Consider the following 24,203-nt stretch of genomic DNA (forward strand, 5'->3'; position numbering starts at 1 on the left):
AGCCGTTGTTCCTTCCGTCGGTCGATCACACTCCGCCGCCGGGTGACTCCGCTGCCTGCGGAACCACCCGATACGCGTCGGACCGAGATCGCTACCGGTCGACTCGTTCTCCTGTGCAATCGCGCGTCAGGACGTGATGACTCCGGTCCGGCGCAGGTCGAGCATGCCGGGCGCGGACACATCGATCGCTTGGCGAGCGTGCATCTCGAGCAATCTTGCTACGTCCACCTTGCCCGAGGTGAACCCGCCCTCCTCGAAGCGGCCGTTGCGGCGTGCTTCGGCTTCCACCGAGTTGACCGGAGGCCCCTCGTACGAGCGACCGCCCGGGTGCACGACGTGGTACGAGCACCCGCCGACCGCACGTCCGGTCTGCATTTCCACCAGATCGAAACGCAGTGGACTCTGCACCTCGATCGTCGGGTGCAGAGCGCTCGGCGGCTGCCAAGCGCGATAACGCACGCCGGCGACCTGCACGTCCTGACGCTCGGTCCGCAACATCGGCACCGGCACCCCGTTGCACGTCACCATGTAGCGGCCCGCGTCGGCTCCGGCGACCTGAACTTGGATTCGTTCCACCGAAGAGTCCACGTACCGGGCGGTGCCCGAGGATGTCGATTCTTCGCCGAGGGTGTTCCATGGCTCGATCGCACCCCGCAGCTCGATCTCGGCGTCACCGACCACGGTGGTACCGATTCGAGGGAATCTGAACTCGGTGAACGGATCGAGCCAGCTGGTGTCGAAATCGATGCCGTGCTCGCGGAGGTCCTCGACGACACGACCGATATCGTTGATGACGAAGTGCGGCAACATGTACCGACCGTGCAGATTGGCACCGTGCCGGATGAGAGGTGCCTTCAGCGGGGTGTCCCAGAACCGCGAGACCATCGATCGCACGAGCAGCGACTGCACCATCGCCATCTGATGGTGCGGCGGCATCTCGAACCCGCGCAGTTCGAGCAGTCCCAGTCGTCCGCGAGTGGAATCGGGACTGTAGAGCTTGTCGATGCAGAACTCGGCGCGGTGCGTGTTGCCGGTGATGTCGGTGAGCAGGTGCCGCAGCGCTCGGTCGACGACCCAGGGCGACGCCGATCGGTCGGCCCCGGTCAGTCGCTCGATCTCGCTGAATGCGACCTCGAGCTCGTAGAGCGATTCCTCGCGTCCCTCGTCGGCGCGGGGAGCCTGCGACGTGGTGCCGATGAAGCGGCCCGAGAACAGGTACGACAGCGACGGGTGCCGCTGCCAGTGCGTCAGCAGCGAGACCAACAGGTCCGGCCGACGCAGAACGGGTGAATCCACCGGCGTCACGCCGCCGAGGGTGATGTGGTTTCCACCGCCCGTTCCACGAGTGGTGCCGTCGTTGTCGAATCCCTCTGTGCTCAAACGGGACTGACGCGCCTCTAGGTAGAGACGCTCCATCAGATCGTTCTGTTCCGCCCACGAGGAGGTCGGTTGCACGTTGACCTCGATCACACCGGGATCCGGTGTGACGGTGAGGGTTTGGATACGCGGATCGGACGGCGGACCGTAGCCCTCGATCACGACGGGCGTGTCGATGGTCGACGCCGCCTGCTCGACCCGCGAGACGAGATCGACGAAATCGTCCAACCGATCCATCGGCGGCATGAACACGTGCAGGACGCCGTCGCGAACCTCGGCGACCAGTGCGGTGACGGCGGTGCCACCCACCCCGGACGTCTCGTTCACCAACTGCGCGTAACGCGACTCGGCCGGGTTCACCGCACGCGGCGGTTGCTGGGTCAGCTGCGGTGTGGGCAGATCCGGCTTGGGCGCGGTGGGGTCTGCCGGGTTCTCGACGGGACCGCCGTCCCAGGAGATCGCGCGAAGTGGCAGCCGCAGGCCCGCGGGAGAATCGCCCTCCAGCAACACTATTCGGCCGCGGCGCAACTTCCAGTCCGAGCTCTCCCAGCCGGAGCCGTCCTCGGTGCGCGAGATGGGCAGCACGAATGCCGCAGGCTCGTCGGTACTCGCATCGAGCCGTTCGAGCAGTTTCTTTCTGGCATCAGCGGAATCGGCTCCCGGTTCGAGATCCTCGTCGTCGGCGGGCGGATCACCGTACGGCTGGCGAACCAGGTCCAACAGTTTCACCAACGGGTCCTCGTAGGCGGGACGCGCCTGTGAGGCGGGCAGTCCGAGCGCCTTGACCAACTCGTCGATCAATGCCTGCGACGCCGAATTGTCCACCGGCTCCGGGCGCAGGTCCTCCGCCAACCAGGGATCGGCGATCAGATCGGAGTCGTGCCACAGAGCTTGACCGTCGGTGCGCCAGAACAGTCCCACCTGCCACCGCGGCAGAGGTTCGCCGGGGTACCACTTGCCCTGGCTGCGCTGCACCAGACCGTCCGGTGCGTAGATGGTGCGAAGCCGTTCGGCGAGCACGCTTGCCAGCTTGCGCTTGTGCGGGCCGTCGGCCGTGGTGTTCCACTCGGGCGCTTCCTGATTCTCGATCGCGACGAACGTGGGCTCGCCGCCGACGGTCAACCGAATGTCCTGATCGAGCATCCGCTCGTCGATCTTCTCGGCTGTGGCCTTGATCGATTCCCACTGCTCGGCGGTGTACGGCAACGTCGTTCGCGGATCCTCGTGGACGCGGACGACGGTGTTCGAGAAGTCGAGTTCGGCCTTGCACTTGCTCGTCGCACCGGAGATGGCGGCGGCCGTCGACGGGTGCGGTGTGGCCGACAGCGGAATGTGGCCCTCGCCGGCGAACAGCCCCGACGTCGGATCCATCCCGACCCAGCCCGCACCGGGGAGGTAGACCTCGGTCCAGGCATGGAGATCGGTGAAGTCCTCCACCGGCCCGGACGGGCCGTCCAGCGACTTGACGTCGGAGGACAACTGAACCAGGTAACCCGAGACGAACCGCGCTGCCAGACCCATCTGACGCAGTACCGACACCAGCAACCACGCCGAGTCGCGGCACGACCCGACGGCGGACGTCAGGGTCAGATCGGGGGTCTGCACTCCGGGTTCCATGCGCACGGAGTACCCGACGTCGCCCATGACGGCTTGGTTTGCCATCACGAGAAAGTCGATGGTGCGCAACGACTCTCCGCGTTCGGTGACAGCCGCCTGCAGCTTCTCCACCCAGGCCGAGACAACCGGTCCCGGTCCGGATCCGGCCTTGCCCTCGTCCACCGGCCGTAGGTACGGCTCGAGGTCGGGCAGGTCGTGCTCTTCGTACGCGAAGCCGTAGTGCTCGGCCCATTCCTCGACGAAGAAGTCGAGGGGATTGATGGACGCCATGTCTGCGACCAGTCCGACGGTGATCGACAGGTGATCGGTTCGCTCGGGGAAGACCACCCGAGCGAGGAAGTTTCCGAACACGTCCTGCTGCCAATTGACGAAATGCTCCGCCGGCTCGATCTTCAGCGAGTACGCCTCGATGGGAGTGCGCGAATGCGGTGCCGGTCGCAGCCGAATTTCGTGCGGAAAGATCTTGACGGTGCGGTCGAATCGGTAGCTGGTGCGGTGTTCGAGTGCAACCTTGATGCCCACGGCGAGCCCCTCGTGATAGTCCCGGTATGGGTAGAACACCCAACCCTAGTAGGACCGGGCCCGGTGCGCTCGGCGAGAAATCGTGTCCGAAATGTACCGACCGGGCAGGTGTGTAGTGCTTGACACCCTCTTCGTGGTGGGGTTCGCTCGGCGAGAATCGAGTATTCGTTCGACGCACGCCACACTTTGCAACCAAAGGGAATCTCGTGAGTGACAATTCGCCCGACGGACCGCAGTACGGCTCCGATCCGAACCGACCCCAGTACCCCACGAATCCAGCGTCCGGTTACCCACCGCCCGGCAACTACCCACCGCCCGGCAATTACCCGCCCCCGGGCAACTATCCGCCGCCACCGGTAGGCGGAAACGCCGGATTCGGACTGGGCTCGCAGTTGCCCGGCGGCGCGCAGCCCGGCAGCCTCGGATCACGTTTCGCGGCGCGCTTCCTGGACTTGCTCATTCTCGCGATCGTCCAGATCATCCTGTACTTGATTCTCCCCAGCGGGTTCTTCGGAACTTTCCTGATGGGTCTCGCGACTGCGCTCCTCGGCTTCGCGTACTTCACGCTGCTCGAGTCCTCCCGCGGCCAGACCCTGGGCAAGCAGGCCCTCGGATTGCGCACCCTCGGCGCAGCGGGCGGATTGCCCACTCAAGCCGAGGCAGCCAAGCGCAACGCGTTCATGCTGCTGAACGTGGTACCGCTGCTGGGCAACGTTCTGGTGATCGTGGCGTACATCGTCATTGCGGTGACCATCAACTCCAGCCCGACCAAACAGGGCAAGCACGACGAGATCGCCGGCGGAACCCAGGTCATCAGCATTTCGTAACAACCCGTCCACGCACGAGCGGACCTCCGACATCAGGCGGAGGCCCGCTCGTCTGCGTTCACAGTGTTACGGGGTCTCGGTGCTCCGAACCACCCCACGCGTCCCGACCACAGACCAGGAGAACGACGTGAACGACGATCCGACAGACGAACCGCGACCCGGCCAGGGTTCCGATCCCGACCGACCCGAAACGCCGAACACTCCCCCGCCGAACACGGGAGACACCCCGCCGCCTGCCGGCGGTCAGTACCCGCACCCGCCCGGAAACTACCCGCCCCAGGGCAACTACCCACCACAGGGACCACAGGGCGGCTACCCGCCTCCCGGTGGCTACCCACCCCCGCCCGGAAACTACCCGCCCCAGGGCGGCGCACCCGGCAGCTATCCACCACCTCCCGGTGCGTACCCGCCGCCGCCCGGCAATTACGGAAACTACGGCAACCAGGGGTACGGACAGGTGCCGTTGGGTCCCAATCCCGGTCGCCTGGATGTCGGTGCCGCGCTGAGCTACGGCTTTGCCAAGTTCAAGGACAACGTCGGCCCGTGGCTCGCCATCACGGCCATCGTGTGGGCTGTCAGTGCTATCGGAGTCGTCCTGATCTTCGCGTCGACGTTCACCGCGGCGATGGCAGCAGCCGACAGCGGTGACACGACGTTCACGACCACGACATCCGGGGTGGCCATCGTTGTCACGGCCATCGCCACGTTCGTGTCGTATTTCGTCAACGCCGCGTACGTTCGCGGAGCCCTGGACGAGACCGGTGCTCCCGAGAAACCGTCGTTCGGGCGGTTCTTTCAACTCACCAACGTCGGCCAGATCGCCGTCCTGGCGTTGATCTGGACCGTCGTCAGCGTGGTGCTCGGTTTCATCCCGTTCCTCGGAACGGTCCTTCTGATCGCGATCGGCTTCCTCGCGAACTTCGCCTTGACGTTCCTGATCGATCGCAACCAGTCGGCGATCGAATCCATCAAGTCGAGTGTCGACCTGACCGTCAAGAACTTCGGCCCGATGCTGCTGCTGCTACTTCTGTTGGCCGCGATCAACATCGGCGGCGCTCTGCTGTGTGGCCTCGGTCTGCTGTTCACCATCCCGATCTCGGTGATCGCGACCAACTACGCCTACCGCGTCCTGACCGGCGGTCCGCTGTCCCCCGCACGCTGACCCACCGCTCCTGAAAAAACTCCCCCTGCAGACGAATGTCCCCGTAGCGCAGTGCGTTACGGGGACATTCGTTTCGAACCTTCTAGGCCTCGGCTGGTTCTTCCTTCTTCTCCGGCTTGAAGTCGACGCCCGATTCCTTACGCTGCTGCGGCGTGATCGGTGCGGGCGCGTCGGTCAACGGGTCGATGCCGCCACCGGACTTGGGGAACGCGATGACCTCTCGGATGGAATCGACTCCGGCGAGCAGCGCGGTGATGCGATCCCAGCCGAACGCGATGCCGCCGTGCGGCGGTGCGCCGTACGAGAAGGCATCGAGAAGGAAGCCGAACTTCTCCTGTGCCTCTTCCTTGCCGATACCCATGATCGCGAACACCCGTTCCTGAATGTCCTTGCGGTGGATACGAATACTGCCGCCGCCGATCTCGTTGCCGTTGCAGACGATGTCGTAGGCGTAGGCCAGAGCAGATCCGGGGTCGGTGTCGAACGTATCCATCGACTCCGGCTTCGGAGAGGTGAACGCGTGGTGCACTGCAGTCCACGCACCGGATCCGACGGCCACGTCCCCACTGGCTGTGGCGTCGGACGTGGGCTCGAACAGCGGGGCATCGACGACCCACACGAACGCCCACGCCTTCGGGTCGATCAGGTCGAGCTTACGAGCGATCTCGCCGCGCACGGCACCGAGCAATCCACGGGATGCCTTGACAGGGCCGGCGGAGAAGAAGATCGCATCGCCGTTGTTCGCGCCGACGTGTGCGGCGAGGCCGTCGCGCTCGGCGTCGGTCAGGTTCTTGGCAACCGGTCCACCCAGCGTGCCGTCCTCACCGACGAGAACGTACGCGAGGCCCTTGTGGCCACGCTGCTTGGCGAATTCCTGCCATCGGTCGAGCTGCTTCCGGGGCTGGCTCGCGCCACCGGGCATGACGACCGCACCGACGTATGGGGCCTGGAACACTCGGAAGGTGGTGTCGGAGAAAAAGTCCGTGCACTCGATCAGTTCGATCTCGAAGCGAAGATCGGGCTTGTCCGAACCGTAGCGACCCATAGCCTCGGCGTAGGTGATCCGAGGAATCGGAGCCGTGAAGTGATGCCCGACGAGCTTCCACAGCGATGCCAGGATCTCCTCGGCCAACAGGATGACGTCGTCCTGAGTGACGAAGCTCATCTCGACGTCGAGCTGAGTGAACTCCGGCTGACGGTCGGCGCGGAAATCCTCGTCTCGGTAGCACCGGGCAATCTGGTAGTAGCGCTCGATACCGCCGACCATGAGCAGCTGCTTGAACAGCTGCGGGCTCTGCGGCAGAGCGTAGAAGCTACCCGGCTGCAACCGCGCCGGCACCAGGAAGTCGCGGGCACCTTCAGGGGTGGATCGCGTGAGCGTCGGAGTCTCGACCTCGACGAACTCGTGGTGCGCGAGCACAGAGCGGGCGGCGGCGTTGACATGAGAGCGCAGGCGAATGGCATGCCCGGGGCCCTCACGACGCAGATCGAGGTAGCGGTACTTCAGACGCGCTTCTTCGCCCGGCTGGTCGTCGAGCTGGAACGGCAGCGGTGCCGCCTCGGACAGAACCTCGATCTCGGAGGCCTCGACCTCGATCGCACCGGTCGGGATCTCGTAGTTGGCGTTGCCCTCGGGGCGGCCCTCGACCTTGCCGGTGACCTTCACGACGTATTCGGCGCGCAGGCGATGGGCCTGCTCGAGTGCTGCTCCCTCACGGAAGACGACCTGGGACACACCGGACGCGTCGCGCAGATCGATGAAGATGACGCCGCCGTGATCGCGTCGGCGGGCCACCCATCCCGTCAGCGTCACGGTTCGGTCGACGTGCTCGGGGCGTAATGAGCCGGCGAGGTGGGTGCGCAGCACGGGTGTCCTTTCGAGAAAAATCCGCTGATCGTGTTCTTCGCTCACCGATCCTACGGAGCACATGACCGTAGAAGGAAACGAGATCGCGACGCGGCATGCGAAGCTATGGCCGACAGCAGCGATGTGCGTTCTCGCCACAGGGTGGGAGCTCGGCGGAGAGGAACTCGGGCATGACCTTCAGAGAAGGTTCGCGGATGGAGCGGGGTCGAGTCTCCGTCGGCGGCAGCGGTGGCGGCGGACGCGGTGGCAAACTCGCCATCGGCGGCGGTGCAGGCGGCCTGATCATCATCGTCATCGCGCTGCTCTTCGGCGGAGATCCCGGTTCGATTCTCAATCAGATCAGTGGCGGTGACAGCTCGGCGGGGCAGGTCGACTCCGGCACCTCGGGGACCCTCGAGGGCTGCGAGACCGAGGCGGACGCGAACAGCAAGATCGACTGCCGTATCGGATTCACGGTGTCGAGCCTGGACACCGTCTGGGAATCTCAGCTGCAAGCGCAGACCGGCGTCGCCTACGTTCAGCCCGGCGTGAATCTGTTCTCGGGAGCAACCAACACCGGCTGCGGCAACGCCACCAGCGCCGTCGGGCCGTTCTACTGCCCCGCCGATTCCACCGCCTACTTCGACACGAGCTTCTTCCAGGTTCTCGTCGACCAGTTCGGCTCCAGCGGCGGCCCACTGGCGCAGGAGTACGTGGTGGCCCACGAGGTCGGCCACCACCTGCAGAACCAACTGGGCGACATCGGCCGCGCGCAGGCCGATCCCCAGGGACCCGAGTCCGGTGGCGTCAAGGTGGAGTTGCAGGCCGACTGCTACGCGGGAATCTGGGCGCACTACGCAGCCGACACGGTCGATCCGGACACCGGGGTTCCGTTCCTCGAGCCGCTGACCACCACCGACATCGACGACGCTCTCTCTGCCGCGTCGTCGGTGGGCGACGACCGGATTCAGCAGGCATCCACCGGCAGCGTCAACCCCGAGGGCTGGACGCACGGTTCGTCTGCACAGCGACAGGCATGGTTCACCGCGGGCTACGAGACCGGGCAGGTCGCGGCCTGCGACACGTTCTCGGCACGCGACCTGAACAATCCCTGAACCCGAGGTAGTCAGAACGACGTAGTCAGAACAAGGTGAGGGCCGGCCCCGAGGTCACCGACGCTCGGGGTTCGGCAGGCTCGTTGACGGGCAGCGAGCGGGTCTGCTCTGGGGCGAACCCGTACTTGTCGAGCAACGGATCGATGCGGCCACGTAGCCACTGCTTGTACTCCGGAGTCACGTACGCCCCGTGCCCGTAGAGCTGACGGTACCGCCGCACCAACGCGGGGTGCTCCTTCACCAGCCAGCTCATGTACCAATCTTTGGTGCTCGAACGCAGATGCATCGGCAGGGCCGTCACGGTCGTCGCACCCGCCTCGGCCAGAGCACCGATGAGGCCGTCCAGTTGCTTGGCCCCGTCGGTGAGAAACGGAATGACCGGTGCCACCAGAACTCCGCACTCCAGTCCGGCGTCGCGGACCGCTCGAACGAGGTCCAATCGCGCTCGCGGACTCGGGGTTCCGGGCTCGAGCTGCTTTTGCAGGTCGGCGTCGTGAATAGCGAGGCTGATGCTCACGTGCACGTCGACTTGCTGGGCGGCCAACGTCAACAGAGGTAGATCGCGTCGCAAGAGTGTGCCCTTGGTCAGAATCGAGAACGGAGTGCCGGATTCGGTCAGTGCCCGAATGATGCCGGGCATCAACCGATATCGGCCCTCCGCGCGTTGGTAGGGGTCGGTGTTGGTTCCCAGCGCCACCGGCTCACGCTTCCACGATCGCCGCGAAAGCTCCTTGCGCAGAACGGCCGCGACATTGGTCTTGACGACGATCTGCGAGTCGAAGTCGTTGCCGGAGTCCAGATCCAGGTACTCGTGCGTCGGGCGGGCGAAGCAGTATCGACATGCGTGCGAGCATCCGCGCATCGGGTTGACGGTCCACGAGAAGGGCACCTGCGATTCGCTCGGGACCTCGTTCAGGGCGCTCTTGCACAGCACCTCGTGGAAGGTGATGCCCTCGAACTCCGGCGTCTGTACGCTGCGGACCAAACCCGACCGCTCGAGCCCCGGTAGCGCCCCGTCGTCCGCGGCGTCGAGAGTCTGGCCCGCCCATCGCATGCACACAGTCGAACATTTGTTCTATGTCGTGTCAAGGCCGGCTCGCCCCGGCCGATCCCCGCTCGGGTGTGGTCATCGGAAGGCGATACCGTAGGCCCCCAGTCGATCCTAGGAGTGCACCGCCGTGACCGCCCCGAACACACCGACCCTCGAACCCATTCTGCGTCTCGGCCTCACACTCGGACCGGGAATCGACATCGGTTCGGTACCCGCGGGCGAGCGGGTCGTCACCACCGTGCTCGGCGGCGCAGCTCCCGGCCCCGACATCGAGGGGACTCTCGCAGCCGGATCGACCGTCGTCAGCGTGACGCGGCCCGACGGATGCACCGAGTTCAGCAGCGACCTCGTTCTGGAATTGGCGACCGGAGGCTACCTCTCGCTGGACTACCGAGGGGTTCAGTTCGGGCCTGCCGAGGTCATCGAAGCTCTGAACGATCCCGAGCGTGAAGTCGATCCCGCCACGTACTACTTCCGCGGCACCCTCCGCGTGTCGACCGCAGTGCCGAAGTTCACCTATCTCAACCGCGCACTCGTCGTCACGTCCGGATCCCGCTCGGCCGAAGACGTCGTGCTCGACGCCTTCCTGGTCACCTGATCTCGGTTCAGTCGAGCAACTGCGCAACCTCGCGGTCGGTCAGCGTCGCCTGCGGAGTTCGCCCTTTGCTGCGAACCAGTTCGACGGCGCGATAGAGCGGCCGCTGATCGAGTCCGGCATCGCGTGCCTCGGCACGCAGCTGATCCACCAGCACCGATGCGATCGCTGCGGCGGGCACCAGCTCGGTGGTCCACAGCGAGTCGGCGAGGCTGCGTAACGCGAGAATCGGCAGCTCACGGCCCCCGTCCCTGGTGTAGAGCGCAAGAGGAACGACGATATGCGTACGCCCGTCGTAGAGCCGCAGCGAGATCTGATCGATTCCGGCCGTTCGAATCGTCAGTTCGGCCGTCACCACCTCCGGCATCTTCAGCCGGCGCGTGCGCAACCCTCGCGCGCACAGTTGCGGGCCATCGAGCCACACCCGTCGGCGCAGACCGAGCCAACCCGACAGCACTGCGGGACCGCCGACGATCACCCCGACGAGAACTGCAACCCACACCGGCGCGAACAGCGCCAGGACGACGGCGAGAAGAATCCCGATCACGGCCGACCCGACCATTATCTTGCGCAGGCGCGGTGCCAGGAACTCCACCGAGACCAGGTCGAGGGCTACCGGCCCCGCGTTGGACCGAGAGTCACCGGGCCGGGACTCACTGGGCAAGGCGCGCTCCGAGGGCGTCGACCACGTCGGCCATCGGAACGGTGTCCTGCTCGCCGTTCGAAAGGTCTTTCACCAGAACCGATTCCGCAGCCAGTTCCTGGTCACCGAGCATCAACGCGAACCGCGCCCCGGACCGGTCGGCGGCCTTCATGGCACCCTTGATCCCGCGATTGCCGTAGGCCATGTCCACGGCTATTCCTCGTTCGCGTAGCTGAGCCGCGATGTCGACGATCGCCAGCTTGGCGCCGGCACCCATCGGAACGCCGAAGACCTGGCATCGTGACGTCGCGCCCGCGGTCTTGCCTTCGGCGGCGAGGGCCAGCACGGTGCGATCGACGCCGAGGCCGAACCCGATTCCGGAGAGCGCCTGCCCGCCCAGCTGTTCCATCAGCCCGTCGTAGCGTCCGCCGCCGCCGATGCCCGATTGTGCGCCGAGCCCGTCGTGCACGAACTCGAACGTCGTCTTGGTGTAGTAGTCCAGGCCCCGCACCATCCGCGGGTTCACCAGGTACGGAACGTTCATCACGTCCAGGTATGCCAGCACTTCGTCGAAGTGTTCCTTCGCCGATTCGGAGAGGTGATCGAGCATCAGCGGTGCGTCTGCGGTCATCGCGCGCACCTCAGGGCGCTTGTCGTCGAGCACGCGCAGCGGGTTGATCTCGGCGCGCCGACGGGTGTCCTCGTCGAGCGGAAGCGCGAACAGGAACTGCTGCAACAGCTCTCGGTACTGCGGGCGACAGGTGTCGTCGCCGAGCGAGGTGATCTCGAGCCGGAATCCGGTGAGCCCGAGGGTCCGGAAACCGGCGTCGGCCACCGCGATGACCTCGGCGTCCAGCGCCGGGTCGTCGACGCCGATCGCCTCGACACCCACCTGCTGCAGCTGCCGGTACCGGCCGGCCTGCGGGCGTTCGTAGCGGAAGAAGGGCCCGGCGTAGGCGAGCTTGACCGGCAGCGCTCCCCGATCCAATCCGTGCTCGATCACCGCGCGCATGACTCCTGCGGTGCCTTCGGGACGCAGCGTCACCGATCGATCTCCGCGGTCGGCGAAGGTGTACATCTCCTTGCTCACCACATCGGTCGACTCCCCGACTCCGCGGGCGAACAGCCCGGTGTCCTCGAAGATCGGCAGTTCGATGTGGCCGTAGCCGGCGTTGCGGGCGGCGTCGAGCAGCCCCTCGCGGACGGCGACGAACTCGGCCGAGTTCGGGGGGAAGTAATCGGGGACGCCCTTGGGCGCAGAAAAGGCGGTCGGCTTGCTCACGTTCACAGCTTCCCTTGCTCGGGGTCGGTGAGTCCAACGAGGAACGGATTGGACTCACGCTCCTGGCCTATCGAACTCTGTCCGCCGTGCCCCGGGAGCACCACCGTGTCGTCACTCAGCGGTAGCAGCCGACTCGCGATCGATCGCAGGAGCTGATCATGATCGCCGCCGGGCAGGTCGCTGCGCCCGATCGATCCCGCGAAGAGGGTGTCCCCGGTCAGTGCCAACGGAACCGAGCCGTCGGGCCCGTCTGCATGGGCGAGGAACACGACCGATCCCTGGGTGTGCCCGGGGGTGTGCACCACCGTGAACTCGATTCCGGCGAGCTCGAGCCGGTGACCGTCCGTGAGCTCGATCACCTCGGCCGGTTCGTGGAACTCGAGGTCGCCCAGTACCGCCGCCAACGTCGGGCCCGTTCCCTTGATCGGATCGGCCAGCATGTAGCGGTCCTCGGGTGCGATGTACGCCGGGATGCCGTACTTTGCGCAGATCGGCTCCACCGACCACGTGTGGTCCAGATGACCGTGGGTGAGCAGTACTGCGGTGGGGGTGAGCGAGGACTGCGTCAGGAAGTCGATCAGCGGATCCGCGGCGTCCTGACCGGGATCGACGACGACACACTCGGACGCGTCGTCCTGGGCCAGGATGTAACAGTTGGTCTGAAACATGCCTGCGGGGAATCCGGTGACGAGCAAGACAAACGCTCCTAAAGGCTGAGGCCGAAGTACCGAGCAAGCTTAGTGTGGCCGCTCGCGTCGGGTCCCCCCAGCATGCTCTCAGGCAACAGTGGCAAACTCGCGTTGGCCGATTCTCGGCCGGTTACCACACGATCGGTCCGTGCAGCGAGCGGGCGAGGTCGTTTTTCGACAAGCGGGAGGAACACGAATTGCCCAGCAACGAGCAACGGCGCGAGGCTGCCAAACGAAAGCTCGAACGCCAACTCGTACGCCGCGCCGAGCGAGCGCGGCGTCGTAAGCAATTGACGATCGTCGGTTCCGTTCTCGGCGTCGTCGCGGTCGTGGCCGTCGTCTCGGTCGTGTTCGTGGTGACGCGCGGTGACGACGATGCGAGCACCGCGCAGGAATCGTCGACGTCGGCACCTGCCGATTCGATCATCGCAGCGGGACGCACCGAGCCGCTGCCGGAGACGGTGAACTGCTCCTATCCCGCTGCGACGCAGCCGGCGGCCAAGGAGAACACTCCCCCGCGCACCGACAACGTCCCCACCAGCGACGAGCCGCTGAGCTACAGCATGACCACGTCTGCGGGCAACATCGGTCTGACGCTGAACAATCCCGAGGCTCCGTGCACGGTCAACAGCTTCGTATCGCTCGCCAATCAGGGCTACTTCGACGGCACCACCTGCCATCGACTCACCACGGGCGCGGGCCTGCAGGTGTTGCAGTGCGGCGATCCCACGGGCACCGGCTCCGGTGGTCCGGGGTACCAGTTCGCCGACGAATTCCCCACCGATACGTATGCCGAAGGCGACCCCGCCGCACAGACCCCGATCGCATACCCGCGCGGAACGTTGGCCATGGCCAACGCAGGCCCGGGTACCAACGGCAGCCAGTTCTTCCTCGTCTACGGCGATTCCGAACTGCCGCCCGCCTACACAGCATTCGGCACCATCGACGAGACCGGACTCGCCACTCTCGACGCCATCGCGGCCAAGGGAGTGGAGGGCGGCGCATCCGACGGAGCGCCCGCCGAACCGGTCGACATCACGTCCATGCTGAGCGACCTGTGAACCGCACCTCGGCGCTGACGATCGCGGTCTCGGCCACCGCGCTGGTACTCGCAGGGTGTTCCGGTTCGACCGAACCGGCGGCCGCACCGACCACGACATCGTCGTCGACGACGACCACGACGACCGAAGCACCCGCGCCGCGTCCTGCACTCGACCTGTCCCGGTTCGGTGCGTTGCCGCCCGTGCCGCGGCCGACGACCGATACGGTGTCCTGCTCGTATCCGGCGGAGTCGCCGGCCGCCAAGGAGGTCGACGCTCCTGCGACCGACAACATCGACGTGTACGGAAACGTCGACGTGACGCTGTCCACCAATCAGGGTCCGATCGACATCGCACTCGACCGGACCCAGGCGCCGTGCACGGTCAACAGCGTCGTCGGCCTCGTCCAGCAGGGATATTTCGACGGCTCGCCCTGTCACCGCCTGACGACGTCACCGGGCCTCGAAGTGCTGCAGTGCGGTGACCCGTCCGGGTCCGGTCGAGGCGGGCCGGGATACACCTTCGCCAACGAGTACCCCACCACCGCGTACACCGACGATCCGGCGCAGGCCGAGAACCCGGTGGTCTACCCCCGCGGAACGTTGGCCATGGCCAATGCAGGCCCCGATACCAACGGCAGCCAGTTCTTCCTGGTGTACGCCGATTCGGTGCTGCCGCCGCAGTACACGGTGTTCGGCACCATCTCGGACGCCGGTCTGCAAACGCTCGACGCCATCGCAGCGGGCGGGGTCACCGGTGGCTCCGAGGACGGTGCACCGGCGAACCCGGTGATCGTGGAGTCCGCAGCCTGAGTTCGGGTCGGAAAGGCGAGAGGGTGAGCAGAGTATCTGCTCACCCTCTCGCCTTTCCGTGGACTGCCGCTCAGGCCGCAGACGTCAGGCGGTACACGTCGTACACGCCCTCGACGTTGCGCACGACGTTCAGCACGTGCCCGAGGTGCTTCGGGTCGCCCATCTCGAACGTGAACTTGCTGATCGCAACCCGGTCCCCCGACGTAGCGACGGACGCCGAGAGAATGTTGACCTTCTCGTCGGCGAGCGCCTTGGTGACGTCGGACAGCAGTCGATGACGGTCGAGTGCCTCGATCTGAATGGCGACCAGGAACACCGACGACGCCGACGGCGCCCACTGAACCTCGATGAAACGTTCGGACTGTTCCTCGAGCGAGCGTGCGTTGGTGCAGTCGGTGCGGTGGACACTCACCGATCCGCCACGGGTGACGAATCCGAGGATCTCGTCTCCCGGCACCGGGGTGCAGCACTTGGCGAGTTTCGCGACGACGCCCTCGGATCCGGTGACCAGTACGCCCGCGTCGCCGACCTGACGTGGTCGAGTCGGGATGGTCGACGGTGTCGACCGCTCGGCGAGCTCTTCCTCGACATCGCCGACGCCGCCGAGATGGGCGACCAGCCGCTGCACCACATGGCGAGCGGACACATGATTCTCGCCGACCGCGGTGTAGAGCGCAGAGACGTCGACGTACCGTAGCTCGTGCGCGATTGCCGACATGGACTCGGCATTCATCAAGCGCTGCAAGGGAAGTCCGCCTCGACGGACCTCCTTGGCGATGCCGTCCTTGCCCGCCTCGAGAGCTTCCTCGCGGCGCTCCTTGGCGAACCACTGGCGAATCTTGGTCTTGGCACGCGGTGAGGCGATGAAACCCTGCCAGTCCCGGCTCGGTCCGGCAGTGGCGGCTTTCGAGGTGAACACCTCGACCACTTCACCGTTGTCGAGAGTGCGTTCCAGTGCCACGAGTCGACCGTTGACCCGCGCGCCGATACAGCGATGCCCCACCTCGGTGTGCACCGCGTACGCGAAGTCGACCGGACACGATCCGGCGGGCAGGGTGACCACGTCGCCCTTGGGCGTGAAGACGAAGATCTCCTTGACCGCGAGGTCGTAGCGCAGCGACTCGAGGAACTCCCCCGGATCGGCGGCTTCTCGCTGCCAGTCGAGTAGCTGACGCATCCACGCCATGTCGTCGACCTCGGCATTGTCCTGCGAATGCTTGCCCTTGGTCTCCTTGTAGCGCCAGTGCGCCGCAATTCCGAACTCGGCTGTACGGTGCATGTCCCGCGTCCGGATCTGCACCTCGAGGGGCTTGCCCTCGGGTCCGATCACCGTGGTGTGCAGCGACTGGTACACCCCGTAGCGCGGCTGCGCGATGTAGTCCTTGAAACGGCCCGCCATCGGCTGCCACAGCGAATGCACCACGCCGACAGCGGCGTAGCAGTCGCGGATCTCGTCGCACAGGATGCGGACGCCCACGAGGTCGTGGATGTCGTCGAAGTCGCGGCCCTTGACGATCATCTTCTGGTAGATCGACCAGTAGTGCTTCGGGCGACCCTCGACGACGGCACTGATGCGCGACGCGGCGAGTGTCGCGTTGATCTCGGCCCGAACCTTTTCGAGGTAGGTGTCGCGGGACGGCGCACGATCGGCCACCAGACGCACGATCTCGTCGTACTTCTTGGGGTGGAGTATGGCGAACGCCAGGTCCTCGAGCTCCCACTTGACCGTGGCCATTCCGAGCCGATGGGCAAGCGGCGCAATGACTTCCAGCGTCTCTTTGGCCTTGCGCGCCTGCTTCTCCGGGGGTAGGAACCGCATGGTGCGCATGTTGTGCAACCGGTCGGCGACCTTGATGACCAACACCCGCGGATCCCGCGCCATCGCGATGATCATCTTGCGGATGGTCTCGCCCTCGGCCGCAGTTCCGAGCACGACCTTGTCGAGCTTGGTCACTCCGTCCACGAGATGAGACACCTCGTCGCCGAATTCCTCGGTCAACTTGGCCAGCGAATACCCGGTGTCCTCGACGGTGTCGTGCAGCAGCGCCGCAACCAGGGTGGTCGTGTCCATTCCGAGTTCGGCCAGAATGTTCGCCACGGCGAGCGGATGCGTGATGTAGGGATCGCCGGACTTGCGCATCTGCGAGGCGTGCAGCTCGTCGGCCACGTCGTAGGCCCGCTGCAGCAACGTCAGGTCGGCCTTGGGGTAGAGCTCGCGGTGCAGGCTGACGAGTGGCTCGAGCACCGGCTTGACCGCCGCGCTGCGTCCAGCGGTGATGCGGCGCGCCAGACGCGCCCGCACCCGACGCGACGCCGAGGTGGGGACAGGTGCCGAATTACGGGTTCCCGACGGAGCCTGCGCATCGTTCGCCACCGGGCCGTGGGGTACCGGAGTGTCGACGGCCGGGCTGGAATCACCGGACGCGGCCTCGTCTGTCGTGACGACGTCGACACCGGTCCGCTCGGTGACCCCGGTCTGATCGGCAACGGGCCGTTCGGGGACGGCAGGCCCATCGGGCAAGGGCTGATCGATGTAACGGGTCACTCTCATCACCTCCTGCCACACGTTCCGCGTTGTCGCCGGAATTATTCGGTCAACGCTTCGTGAAAGAGACTTTAGTCCTCATACTCGAACCAGGCAGCCGAGCGGGTAGCCACTGCACTTGTCGCGCCCACCCAGAACAGCGATCTCGAGAACCACAGCGGCTCCGGCGATCACCGCTCCCTGCTCGGCCAACAACCGAGCCGTCGCATCGACGGTACCGCCGGTCGCCAGTACGTCGTCGACCACCAGCACTCGCTTCCCGGTCACGTCGATCGCAGTCGGGATCTGCAATTCGGCGGTTCCGTACTCGAGATCGTACGACCGTGAATGCACCGGAGGCGGCAACTTTCCCGCCTTGCGCACCGCCAGCACACCGCACCCGAGTTCGAGGGCAACTCCGGCCCCCAACAGAAATCCCCGTGCGTCGATACCCGCCACCAGATCGACGTCCTCGAATCCCTGCGCCAACTCCGATACGACGCTGCGTAACGCCGGTCCGTCCGCGAACACCGGTGTCAGATCGCCGAAGCGCACACCGGGGACGGGAAAATCGTCGACCCACCGCGTCAGCCTGGCCACGGCAGCGGCCGCACCCACTGCACCGCCTGCATCGTTCATCGAAGAAGCACCCACCGATCCATGTTCCATCCGGCACCAGCGGCCGTCGGGTTGGGGACCACGTCCTGCATGCCGTCACTGACGACAGTCGTCCGCGGCTCGTTGTACAGGGGAAGCGACGGCATGTCGTTCCACAGGATGTTCTCGCCCTCGGTAGCCAGCGCCAGAATGCGCTCGGGATCGTCGGTCACCGCCAATTGATCGACGATGGAATCGATCCTGCCGTTGCTGTATCCGCCGACGTTCAGACCGATTCCCGTGCGCAGCGAATACCGTGCGGTCACCGCGGCAGCCGAACCCGACGGTCCAGGAAGCGATCCGCTGCTACCCAGAACGGCATCGACCGCCCCGGCCCGCAGGGCGGACGGTGTGAAGTCCGGCGAGCTCGCGTCCTCGACGGTGATGCCCGTGGCGGCACAATCGGCAGCCATGCGGCTCACCACCTGGGCGCGCCGCGCGTCCGGTCCCTTGTAGCCGACACGAACGGTCATTGCATTCTCGCCTGCGGCCTCCAGCTCTCGGCTCGCCTGGTCCAGGTCCGAGCGCTGGTAGCGATCACCCACCACCGCCGCGACCGACGGGTACACCAGCGTGTCGGGCTGGACGAGGCGAGAGTCGACGACACCCGAGCCGAGACCCGCATCTGCCGCCTCGGAACCGGGGTGACCCAGTGTGTCGAACAGATCCGATCTCGGGATGCACGCGGCCACTGCTCGACGTGCACTCGCCTCGCCCAGCACCCCCTGGGTCGAGAACGTCAACTGCTCGACGCCTCGCGACGGTTCCTCGGTGGTCGTGAATCCCTCGGTGGTCCCGAGATCGACGGCACCGGCACCGTGGTCGACCACGTCCAGCGAGCCGTCCGCGGACTTCGCCGCCAGGTCGGTGCCCTTGGGCCAGACGACCACCTGTTCGGTCTGAGGCGGGTTTCCCCACCAGGCGTCGTTCGCCACGAGCACGAGACCGTCCTCGGCGGAGTAGGACTCGACCCGGTACGGGCCGGCCGAGGGCAGCAGCGAGAGGTCGATCGAACCCGGTGTCAGGTTCCATCCGGTGTTCCAGAAGTCGGCGATGCGGCGCACCACGTCGTCGTCCTCGGCCAGGATGGGATCGACGACGTTCGGCACGCCTGCGGCCCGGGCCGCGACATGCGCCGGTAGCAGGTCGGTGGCACCGAACAGGGCTCGCCAGTTCTGGTAGCTGCGGCCGGATGCGAAGACGACGGTGGCTTCCTTGGCCCCCGGAACGCAATCGATGCGCTCGATGTCGGAGTACCCGGCCGTCGACGCCGCGTCGAACATGGGGCCGTCGGTGGCGAACCTTCCGCTGTTCGCCGCCCAGGCCAACACCAGGTCGTCGCAGGCCATCGGCGCACCGTCCGAGTACGTCGCGGCCGGGGCGATGGAGTACTGCACGGTCAGGGTGTCACCGGGTACCACCGACACTGTTCCGATGTCGTTGTCCGACAACGCATCTCCCTCGGGCCCGAGGTAGCTGAAGCCCACCTGCACCCGGGTGAACGCCTGTCGGGCTCCCGACGCCGCGCCGTCGACGGTTCTGGCGTTGTACGTGTTCACCACGTTGTCGAACGAGTAGCCGATCGAGGGCACCTTGTCCTCGGGCGACGAACACGCCGTGATGGACACCGCGCCGACACTCGCTGCCACCAGTGCCGCGATCCACCGTCGTTTCACGTGCACTCTCCGTCCCTGTCGAAGGTGGTCTACCGACGCTTCTTGTTTCGTTTCCCGGTGGGGCGGTTGCCCGGCTGGGGAGCAGAAGACTTCGGAGTGGCCACGCCGACAGCCACCGGCTCAGGAGCGAGACCGGCCGCGCGAGCCGCCGCCTCGGCGCGCTTGGAGTGGACCTTGCGGGTGTGGACTGCGACGGGGCCCCACTTCTCCTTGAGCGTCACCAGCAACGGAGTGGCGAAGAAGATCGACGAGTAGGCACCGACGATCATGCCCACCAGCTGTACCAGCGCCAGATCCTTGAGCGTGCCCACTCCGAGTAGCCACACCGCGATGATCATCAGTGCGATTACCGGGAGAACACCGATCACGGTGGTGTTGATCGAGCGCATCAGGGTCTGGTTGACGGCCAGGTTCGCCTGTTCGGCGTAGGTCTTGCGATGCAGGTTGAGGATGCCGCGGGTGTTCTCCTCGACCTTGTCGAACACCACCACGGAGTCGTACAGGGAGAAGCCGAGGATCGTCAGCAGACCGATGACCGTCGCAGGCGTCACCTCGAATCCGACGAGCGAGTACACACCTGCGGTCACCAGAAGGTCGAAGGCCAGGGCGGCCAGAGCCGCCAACGCCATGTCTCGCTCGTATCGGACCGCGATGTAGATACTGACGATGACCAGGAAGACCACGAGTGCGATCAGGGCTTTCTGGGTGATCTGGCTGCCCCAGGTCTCACTGACGTCGGACACGCTGATGGCGTTCGGGGTCGCGGTACCCGAGTTGTCCTGCGGCTGGAAGGCCTCGAACAACGCCTGGCGAAGGGTGTCCACTTCGGCGGGGTCGAGAGCTTCGGAGCGAATCTGCACCGTTGCTGCGGCACCCGAACCGACGGTCTGAACCGAGACCGGCGGCATGCCGAGCGAGTCGTCGTAGACGGTTTCGACCTGCTCGGTGGAGATGTTGTCGGCGGCGGGCAGCGCGATCCGGGTTCCGCCCTCGAAATCGATACCGAGGGTGAAGCCGCGGACGAGGAAGCTCAGCAGGCACACCAGCACGATGATGCCGGTGAGGATGTAGTAGAACCGGCGACGACCGACGATGTCGAAGGCACCGGTGCCGGTGTACAACCTGGACAGCCAGCTGTGCTTGGGCTGGGTGGATTGATCGACGCCCGAATCGTCGAGGGGCGATGGGGTCGACGTGGTCGTGTCCGACATGTCATGCCTCCTTCGACGGCGCAGTGCCGGTCTTGACGGCGAGTGCCTTGTTGGCTGCGCGCTTGCGTTCGAGCGCGATCTGCTGGACGGCGCCGAGACCGTTGACCGACGGCTTGGACCAGAACGTGGATTTCGACGCCAGGTACACCAGTGGCCAGGTCACCAGCACCACGACGATGATGTCCAGGATCGTCGTCAGGCCGAGGGTGAACGCGAAGCCACGGACCTGACCCACAGCGAGCACGTACAGCACCGCGGCGGCGATGAAGCTGACCGCGTTGCCGGACAGGATCGTCTTGCGTGCGCGTGCCCAACCACGAGGAACCGCCGAGCGGAAGCTGCGGCCCTCCCGGATCTCGTCCTTGATGCGCTCGAAGAACACCACGAACGAGTCCGCGGTCATACCGATACCGATGATCAGGCCTGCGATTCCTGCCAGGTCCAGCGTGAAGCTGATCCATCTGCCCAACAGAACGATGATTCCGTAGACGACGAGACCGGCCAGCGCCAACGACAGCGCGGTGAGCAGCCCGAGGGCACGGTAGTAGAGCAGGCAGTAGACCAACACCAGCGCCAGTCCGATGGCACCTGCGAGCAGTCCGGCTTCGAGCGAGGCCAATCCCAGTGTGGCCGAGACAGTTTCAGCCTCGGAGGACACGAAGGACAGTGGCAGTGAGCCGTACTTGAGCGTGTTGGCCAGCTCCGAGGAGGTCTGGGCATTGAAGTTACCGGTGATCGAGGTGGCGCTGCCGGCTGGGGTGGCCCCCTGGATGACCGGCGCACTGATCACCTTGGAGTCCAATACGAACGCAGCCTGCTTCTGCAGGTTGGCCGCGGTGAACTGAGCCCAGGTGTTCGAGCCCTCCGTGTCGAACGTCAGGCTCACCTGGAACTGTGCCTGCTGACTGTCGAACCCGGAGGTCGCGTCGGATATCTGCTGACCGTCGATGATCGTCGGACCGAGTAGATAGACGGCCGTTCCATCGGTCGAGCATGCAACGAGGGGAAGAGCAGGATCGTCGTTGCCTGCGAGCGGGTCGGCGGCGTTGCAGTCGAGGGACTGCATCGCGAGTTGTTGGACCTGCTGGTCCTCGCTCTGCCGCAGCGCCTTCGCGTCGGCGATCTCCTGGGCGGCACGATCGGCGTCGGACAGAGAAGCGTCGGTGGCGGGGTCCTCGGCCGGTGCGTCGGTGGCCGGTGCCTCGCTAGCGGGTGCATCAGTGGCGGGGGCGGGAGTCGGATCGACCGCAGACGGATCCTGCGCCGGGAACACACGTTGCTGCGGAGTGGCCGGATCTGCGGGTGCAGCCGGGTCCGCCGAAGCAGCCGGGTCTGCCGGTGCAGCAGGATCGACCGGCGCGGCCGGGTCGGCCGGGGTCTGCTGCGTGCCTGCACCCTCGCCCGTCGACGGAGCAACGGATCCGATCACGGGACGGATGAACAGTCGCGCGGTCTGCCCGAGGGTGCGGGCCTGGGAGCTGTCGTCGCCGGGCACCGTGATGACGAGGTTGTCGCCGTCGATGACCACCTCGGAGCCGGAGACACCGAGACCGTTGACGCGGGTCTCGATGATCTGCTGCGCCTGCTGCAAGCTGTCCTGCGTCGGTGCGTTGCCGTCGGGGGTGCGCGCGGTGAGTGTCACGCGCGTGCCGCCCTGCAGGTCGATTCCCAACTTCGGCGAGGGGTCTTTGTCTCCGGTGAAGAAGACCATGGCGTACACCGCTGCCATCAGCACCGCGAAAACGGCGAGATAGCGGGCGGGTTGCACCGGTCCGCTGGAAGGTGCCACGGTGTGTGTTTCTCCTCTGAGGCGATGGAAAATGTCGGTTCCTGCAGGGCCTGGCGGCCCGCTGTGTCAGCGGTGAGCGGTGCGATTGTGCACCACATCGGTCACCGCAGAGAAAACCGCTGCCGGATACTGTCTCCGACAGCGGTTGTCGATCACATCGAGCTCACTCTTTTTCGAGCCTCTTCGCCGTCTGCTCGACGGTCTCGTCCGGCCGGGCCGCGTCTGTCTTGCTCAGCGACGGTCCCGCGGTGTTGTTCGAGCCGAGGGCCGCGATGTCCGCATCGGTGGTGGCGTCGATGTCGGTGTCGTCGAACTCGGAATCGTCGGGCAGCACCTCACGCACGACTGCGCGCGACCACGTGGTGATGACGCCGTCGGCGATCTCGAGGTCGATCGTGTCGTCCTCGACCAGGACGACGCGGGCGTACAGACCGGCGGTGGTGACGACCTCGTCGCCGATCTTCAGCGAGTCCTGCATTTCCGTGGTCTTGGCCAACACCTTCTTCTGTCGACGCGCATTGAGAAACAGCGGTACCAGAAGGGCCACGATCAGCAGCGGAAACAGCAAATCCATCGGAAGGTCAGTCCTCGAAGTCGGGTTCGATATACGTCATTGTCTCGTGCGAGAACGCCGCCGGTGCGGGCCTCGCAGCTACCCAGTGTGCCATTACCTGGAACCGGTCCGGTCCGTTCGTGTCCTGTTGTGCCCGATTCATTCGAATAATCCCTGCTGGACCTCCGAGGATCGGACCGAAATCCCACCCACTGCGAGGTCCGGTGGCGGTGTCAGACCGAGGTGTTGCCACGCAGCAGCGGTCGCCACGCGCCCGCGGGGGGTGCGGGCGATCATTCCGGCACGCACCAGAAACGGCTCGCACACTTCCTCGACCGTCGACGGTTCCTCGCCGACGGCGACGGCCAATGTCGATACACCTACCGGCCCGCCGCCGAAGCTTCGGATGAGCGCGCTGAGTACCGCGCGGTCGAGTCGGTCGAGCCCGAGCTTGTCGACGTCGTAGACCACCAGGGCGGCCTTCGCGGTGTCCTGGGTGACGGTGCCGTCGCCGCGCACGTCCGCATAGTCGCGAACTCGCCGAAGCAGTCGGTTTGCGATTCTGGGGGTGCCGCGCGAGCGCCCGGCAATTTCCGCGCAGCCGTCCCGGTCGATCGGTACGCCCAGAATTCCCGCCGACCGCATGAGGATGCGCTCGAGTTCGCTGGGCTCGTAGAAATCCATGTGCGCCACGAATCCGAAGCGATCTCGCAGCGGCCCGGTGAGCGCACCCGACCTGGTGGTGGCACCGACAAGGGTGAACGGTGCCACCTCGAGTGGAATCGACGTCGCTCCCGGCCCCTTGCCGACGATGACGTCGACGCGGAAATCCTCCATGGCCAGGTACAGCATCTCCTCGGCCGGACGAGCGATGCGATGGATTTCGTCGATGAACAGCACGTCCCCCTCGACCAGGTTGCTGAGCATCGCCGCAAGATCGCCCGCCCGCTCGAGCGCCGGACCCGACGTGAGCCGCAGCGAGGTTCCCAGCTCCGCGGCGATGATCATTGCCATGCTGGTCTTACCGAGTCCCGGCGGACCGGACATCAGGATGTGATCGGGGGTGCCGCCGCGCATCTTGGCACCCGACAACACGAGCTGGAGCTGCTCCCGCACGCGCGGTTGACCGATGAAATCGGTGAGATTCTTCGGACGCAGACTCGTCTCGACATCCAGATCGTCGGACATCGCGTCCGCACCGACTTGGGATTCGCC

19 protein-coding genes are annotated in these 24,203 nt (G+C 65.8%); 6 read left to right on the top strand and 13 right to left on the bottom strand.

Annotation, left to right across the window (positions count from 1 at the left end; all coding sequences use genetic code 11):
- Positions 1 to 126: 126 nt before the first annotated feature.
- A complete protein-coding gene (locus tag QM615_RS01580; RefSeq protein WP_269594243.1) occupies positions 127 to 3,516 on the bottom strand; it encodes a transglutaminase family protein in 3,390 nt (1,129 codons plus the stop codon).
- A gap of 206 nt (positions 3,517 to 3,722) precedes the next feature.
- On the opposite strand from QM615_RS01580, the gene QM615_RS01585 reads away from it, so the two are divergent.
- Both QM615_RS01585 and QM615_RS01590 read left to right on the top strand, forming a co-directional pair.
- Positions 3,723 to 4,343 (top strand): RDD family protein, encoded by a 621-nt coding sequence (locus QM615_RS01585; protein ID WP_283346940.1) that lies wholly within the window; start codon positions 3,723 to 3,725, stop codon positions 4,341 to 4,343.
- Positions 4,344 to 4,470: 127 nt separating this feature from the next.
- Positions 4,471 to 5,505: a DUF2189 domain-containing protein gene (locus QM615_RS01590; RefSeq protein ID WP_283346941.1), complete on the top strand. Its 1,035-nt coding sequence runs from the start codon at positions 4,471 to 4,473 to the stop codon at positions 5,503 to 5,505.
- Between the two features lie 82 nt (positions 5,506 to 5,587).
- On the opposite strand, the gene aspS is transcribed toward QM615_RS01590, so the two are convergent.
- Entirely contained in the window at positions 5,588 to 7,372 is a 1,785-nt protein-coding gene (gene aspS / locus QM615_RS01595) for an aspartate--tRNA ligase (protein ID WP_283347156.1), read from the bottom strand.
- 170 nt (positions 7,373 to 7,542) lie between these two features.
- Between aspS and ypfJ the strand changes: the two genes are divergently transcribed.
- Positions 7,543 to 8,466 (top strand): KPN_02809 family neutral zinc metallopeptidase, encoded by a 924-nt coding sequence (ypfJ, locus tag QM615_RS01600; RefSeq protein WP_269594185.1) that lies wholly within the window; start codon positions 7,543 to 7,545, stop codon positions 8,464 to 8,466.
- 25 nt (positions 8,467 to 8,491) lie between these two features.
- On the opposite strand, the gene QM615_RS01605 is transcribed toward ypfJ, so the two are convergent.
- Positions 8,492 to 9,520, bottom strand: coding sequence for an Rv2578c family radical SAM protein (locus QM615_RS01605; protein WP_269594187.1), 1,029 nt, complete (start codon positions 9,518 to 9,520; stop codon positions 8,492 to 8,494).
- A gap of 124 nt (positions 9,521 to 9,644) precedes the next feature.
- Between QM615_RS01605 and QM615_RS01610 the strand changes: the two genes are divergently transcribed.
- Positions 9,645 to 10,115, top strand: coding sequence for a DUF3237 domain-containing protein (locus QM615_RS01610; RefSeq protein ID WP_269594188.1), 471 nt, complete (start codon positions 9,645 to 9,647; stop codon positions 10,113 to 10,115).
- Positions 10,116 to 10,122: 7 nt separating this feature from the next.
- Here QM615_RS01610 and QM615_RS01615 read toward each other — a convergent pair whose 3' ends face one another.
- From QM615_RS01615 to QM615_RS01625, 3 genes are read right to left on the bottom strand one after another with little or no spacing between them, the layout of a single operon-like run.
- On the bottom strand, positions 10,123 to 10,776 hold the full coding sequence (locus QM615_RS01615; protein WP_269594189.1) for a hypothetical protein: 654 nt from the start codon (positions 10,774 to 10,776) through the stop codon (positions 10,123 to 10,125).
- Positions 10,766 to 12,037 (bottom strand): histidine--tRNA ligase, encoded by a 1,272-nt coding sequence (gene hisS / locus QM615_RS01620; protein WP_269594190.1) that lies wholly within the window; start codon positions 12,035 to 12,037, stop codon positions 10,766 to 10,768. Before hisS ends, QM615_RS01615 begins: the two co-directional genes overlap by 11 nt.
- A gap of 2 nt (positions 12,038 to 12,039) precedes the next feature.
- The gene (locus QM615_RS01625) at positions 12,040 to 12,732 is read right to left on the bottom strand and encodes an MBL fold metallo-hydrolase (RefSeq protein ID WP_094641933.1); all 693 of its coding nucleotides are present in this window, start codon (positions 12,730 to 12,732) and stop codon (positions 12,040 to 12,042) included.
- 191 nt (positions 12,733 to 12,923) lie between these two features.
- On the opposite strand from QM615_RS01625, the gene QM615_RS01630 reads away from it, so the two are divergent.
- Positions 12,924 to 13,787, top strand: a complete 864-nt coding sequence (locus QM615_RS01630; RefSeq protein ID WP_094670240.1) for a peptidylprolyl isomerase — start codon at positions 12,924 to 12,926, stop codon at positions 13,785 to 13,787.
- Positions 13,784 to 14,578 (top strand): peptidylprolyl isomerase, encoded by a 795-nt coding sequence (locus QM615_RS01635; protein WP_269594191.1) that lies wholly within the window; start codon positions 13,784 to 13,786, stop codon positions 14,576 to 14,578. The genes QM615_RS01630 and QM615_RS01635 overlap by 4 nt, the downstream gene beginning before the upstream one ends.
- 70 nt (positions 14,579 to 14,648) lie before the next feature.
- On the opposite strand, the gene QM615_RS01640 is transcribed toward QM615_RS01635, so the two are convergent.
- From QM615_RS01640 to ruvB, 7 genes are all read right to left on the bottom strand, one after another.
- Positions 14,649 to 16,952 carry a RelA/SpoT family protein gene (locus QM615_RS01640; RefSeq protein ID WP_269594245.1) on the bottom strand — a complete coding sequence of 768 codons (2,304 nt, stop codon included), beginning with the start codon at positions 16,950 to 16,952 and terminating at the stop codon, positions 14,649 to 14,651.
- A 249-nt stretch (positions 16,953 to 17,201) separates the two neighbouring features.
- Positions 17,202 to 17,741, bottom strand: a complete 540-nt coding sequence (locus tag QM615_RS01645; RefSeq protein WP_149405864.1) for an adenine phosphoribosyltransferase — start codon at positions 17,739 to 17,741, stop codon at positions 17,202 to 17,204.
- Positions 17,738 to 19,441, bottom strand: coding sequence for an ABC transporter substrate-binding protein (locus QM615_RS01650; protein ID WP_283346942.1), 1,704 nt, complete (start codon positions 19,439 to 19,441; stop codon positions 17,738 to 17,740). The genes QM615_RS01645 and QM615_RS01650 overlap by 4 nt, the downstream gene beginning before the upstream one ends.
- A gap of 23 nt (positions 19,442 to 19,464) precedes the next feature.
- Positions 19,465 to 20,646: a protein translocase subunit SecF gene (secF, locus tag QM615_RS01655; RefSeq protein WP_269594193.1), complete on the bottom strand. Its 1,182-nt coding sequence runs from the start codon at positions 20,644 to 20,646 to the stop codon at positions 19,465 to 19,467.
- Between the two features lies 1 nt (position 20,647).
- Positions 20,648 to 22,435: a protein translocase subunit SecD gene (secD, locus tag QM615_RS01660; protein ID WP_269594194.1), complete on the bottom strand. Its 1,788-nt coding sequence runs from the start codon at positions 22,433 to 22,435 to the stop codon at positions 20,648 to 20,650.
- A gap of 163 nt (positions 22,436 to 22,598) precedes the next feature.
- A complete protein-coding gene (gene yajC, locus QM615_RS01665; RefSeq protein WP_269594195.1) occupies positions 22,599 to 23,009 on the bottom strand; it encodes a preprotein translocase subunit YajC in 411 nt (136 codons plus the stop codon).
- Between the two features lie 138 nt (positions 23,010 to 23,147).
- Positions 23,148 to 24,176: a Holliday junction branch migration DNA helicase RuvB gene (gene ruvB / locus QM615_RS01670; RefSeq protein ID WP_052047563.1), complete on the bottom strand. Its 1,029-nt coding sequence runs from the start codon at positions 24,174 to 24,176 to the stop codon at positions 23,148 to 23,150.
- Positions 24,177 to 24,203: the final 27 nt, after the last annotated feature.

Origin of the sequence: Rhodococcus sp. IEGM 1341, from assembly GCF_030056895.1 — a bacterium.
Classification (GTDB): Bacteria; Actinomycetota; Actinomycetes; order Mycobacteriales; family Mycobacteriaceae; genus Rhodococcoides.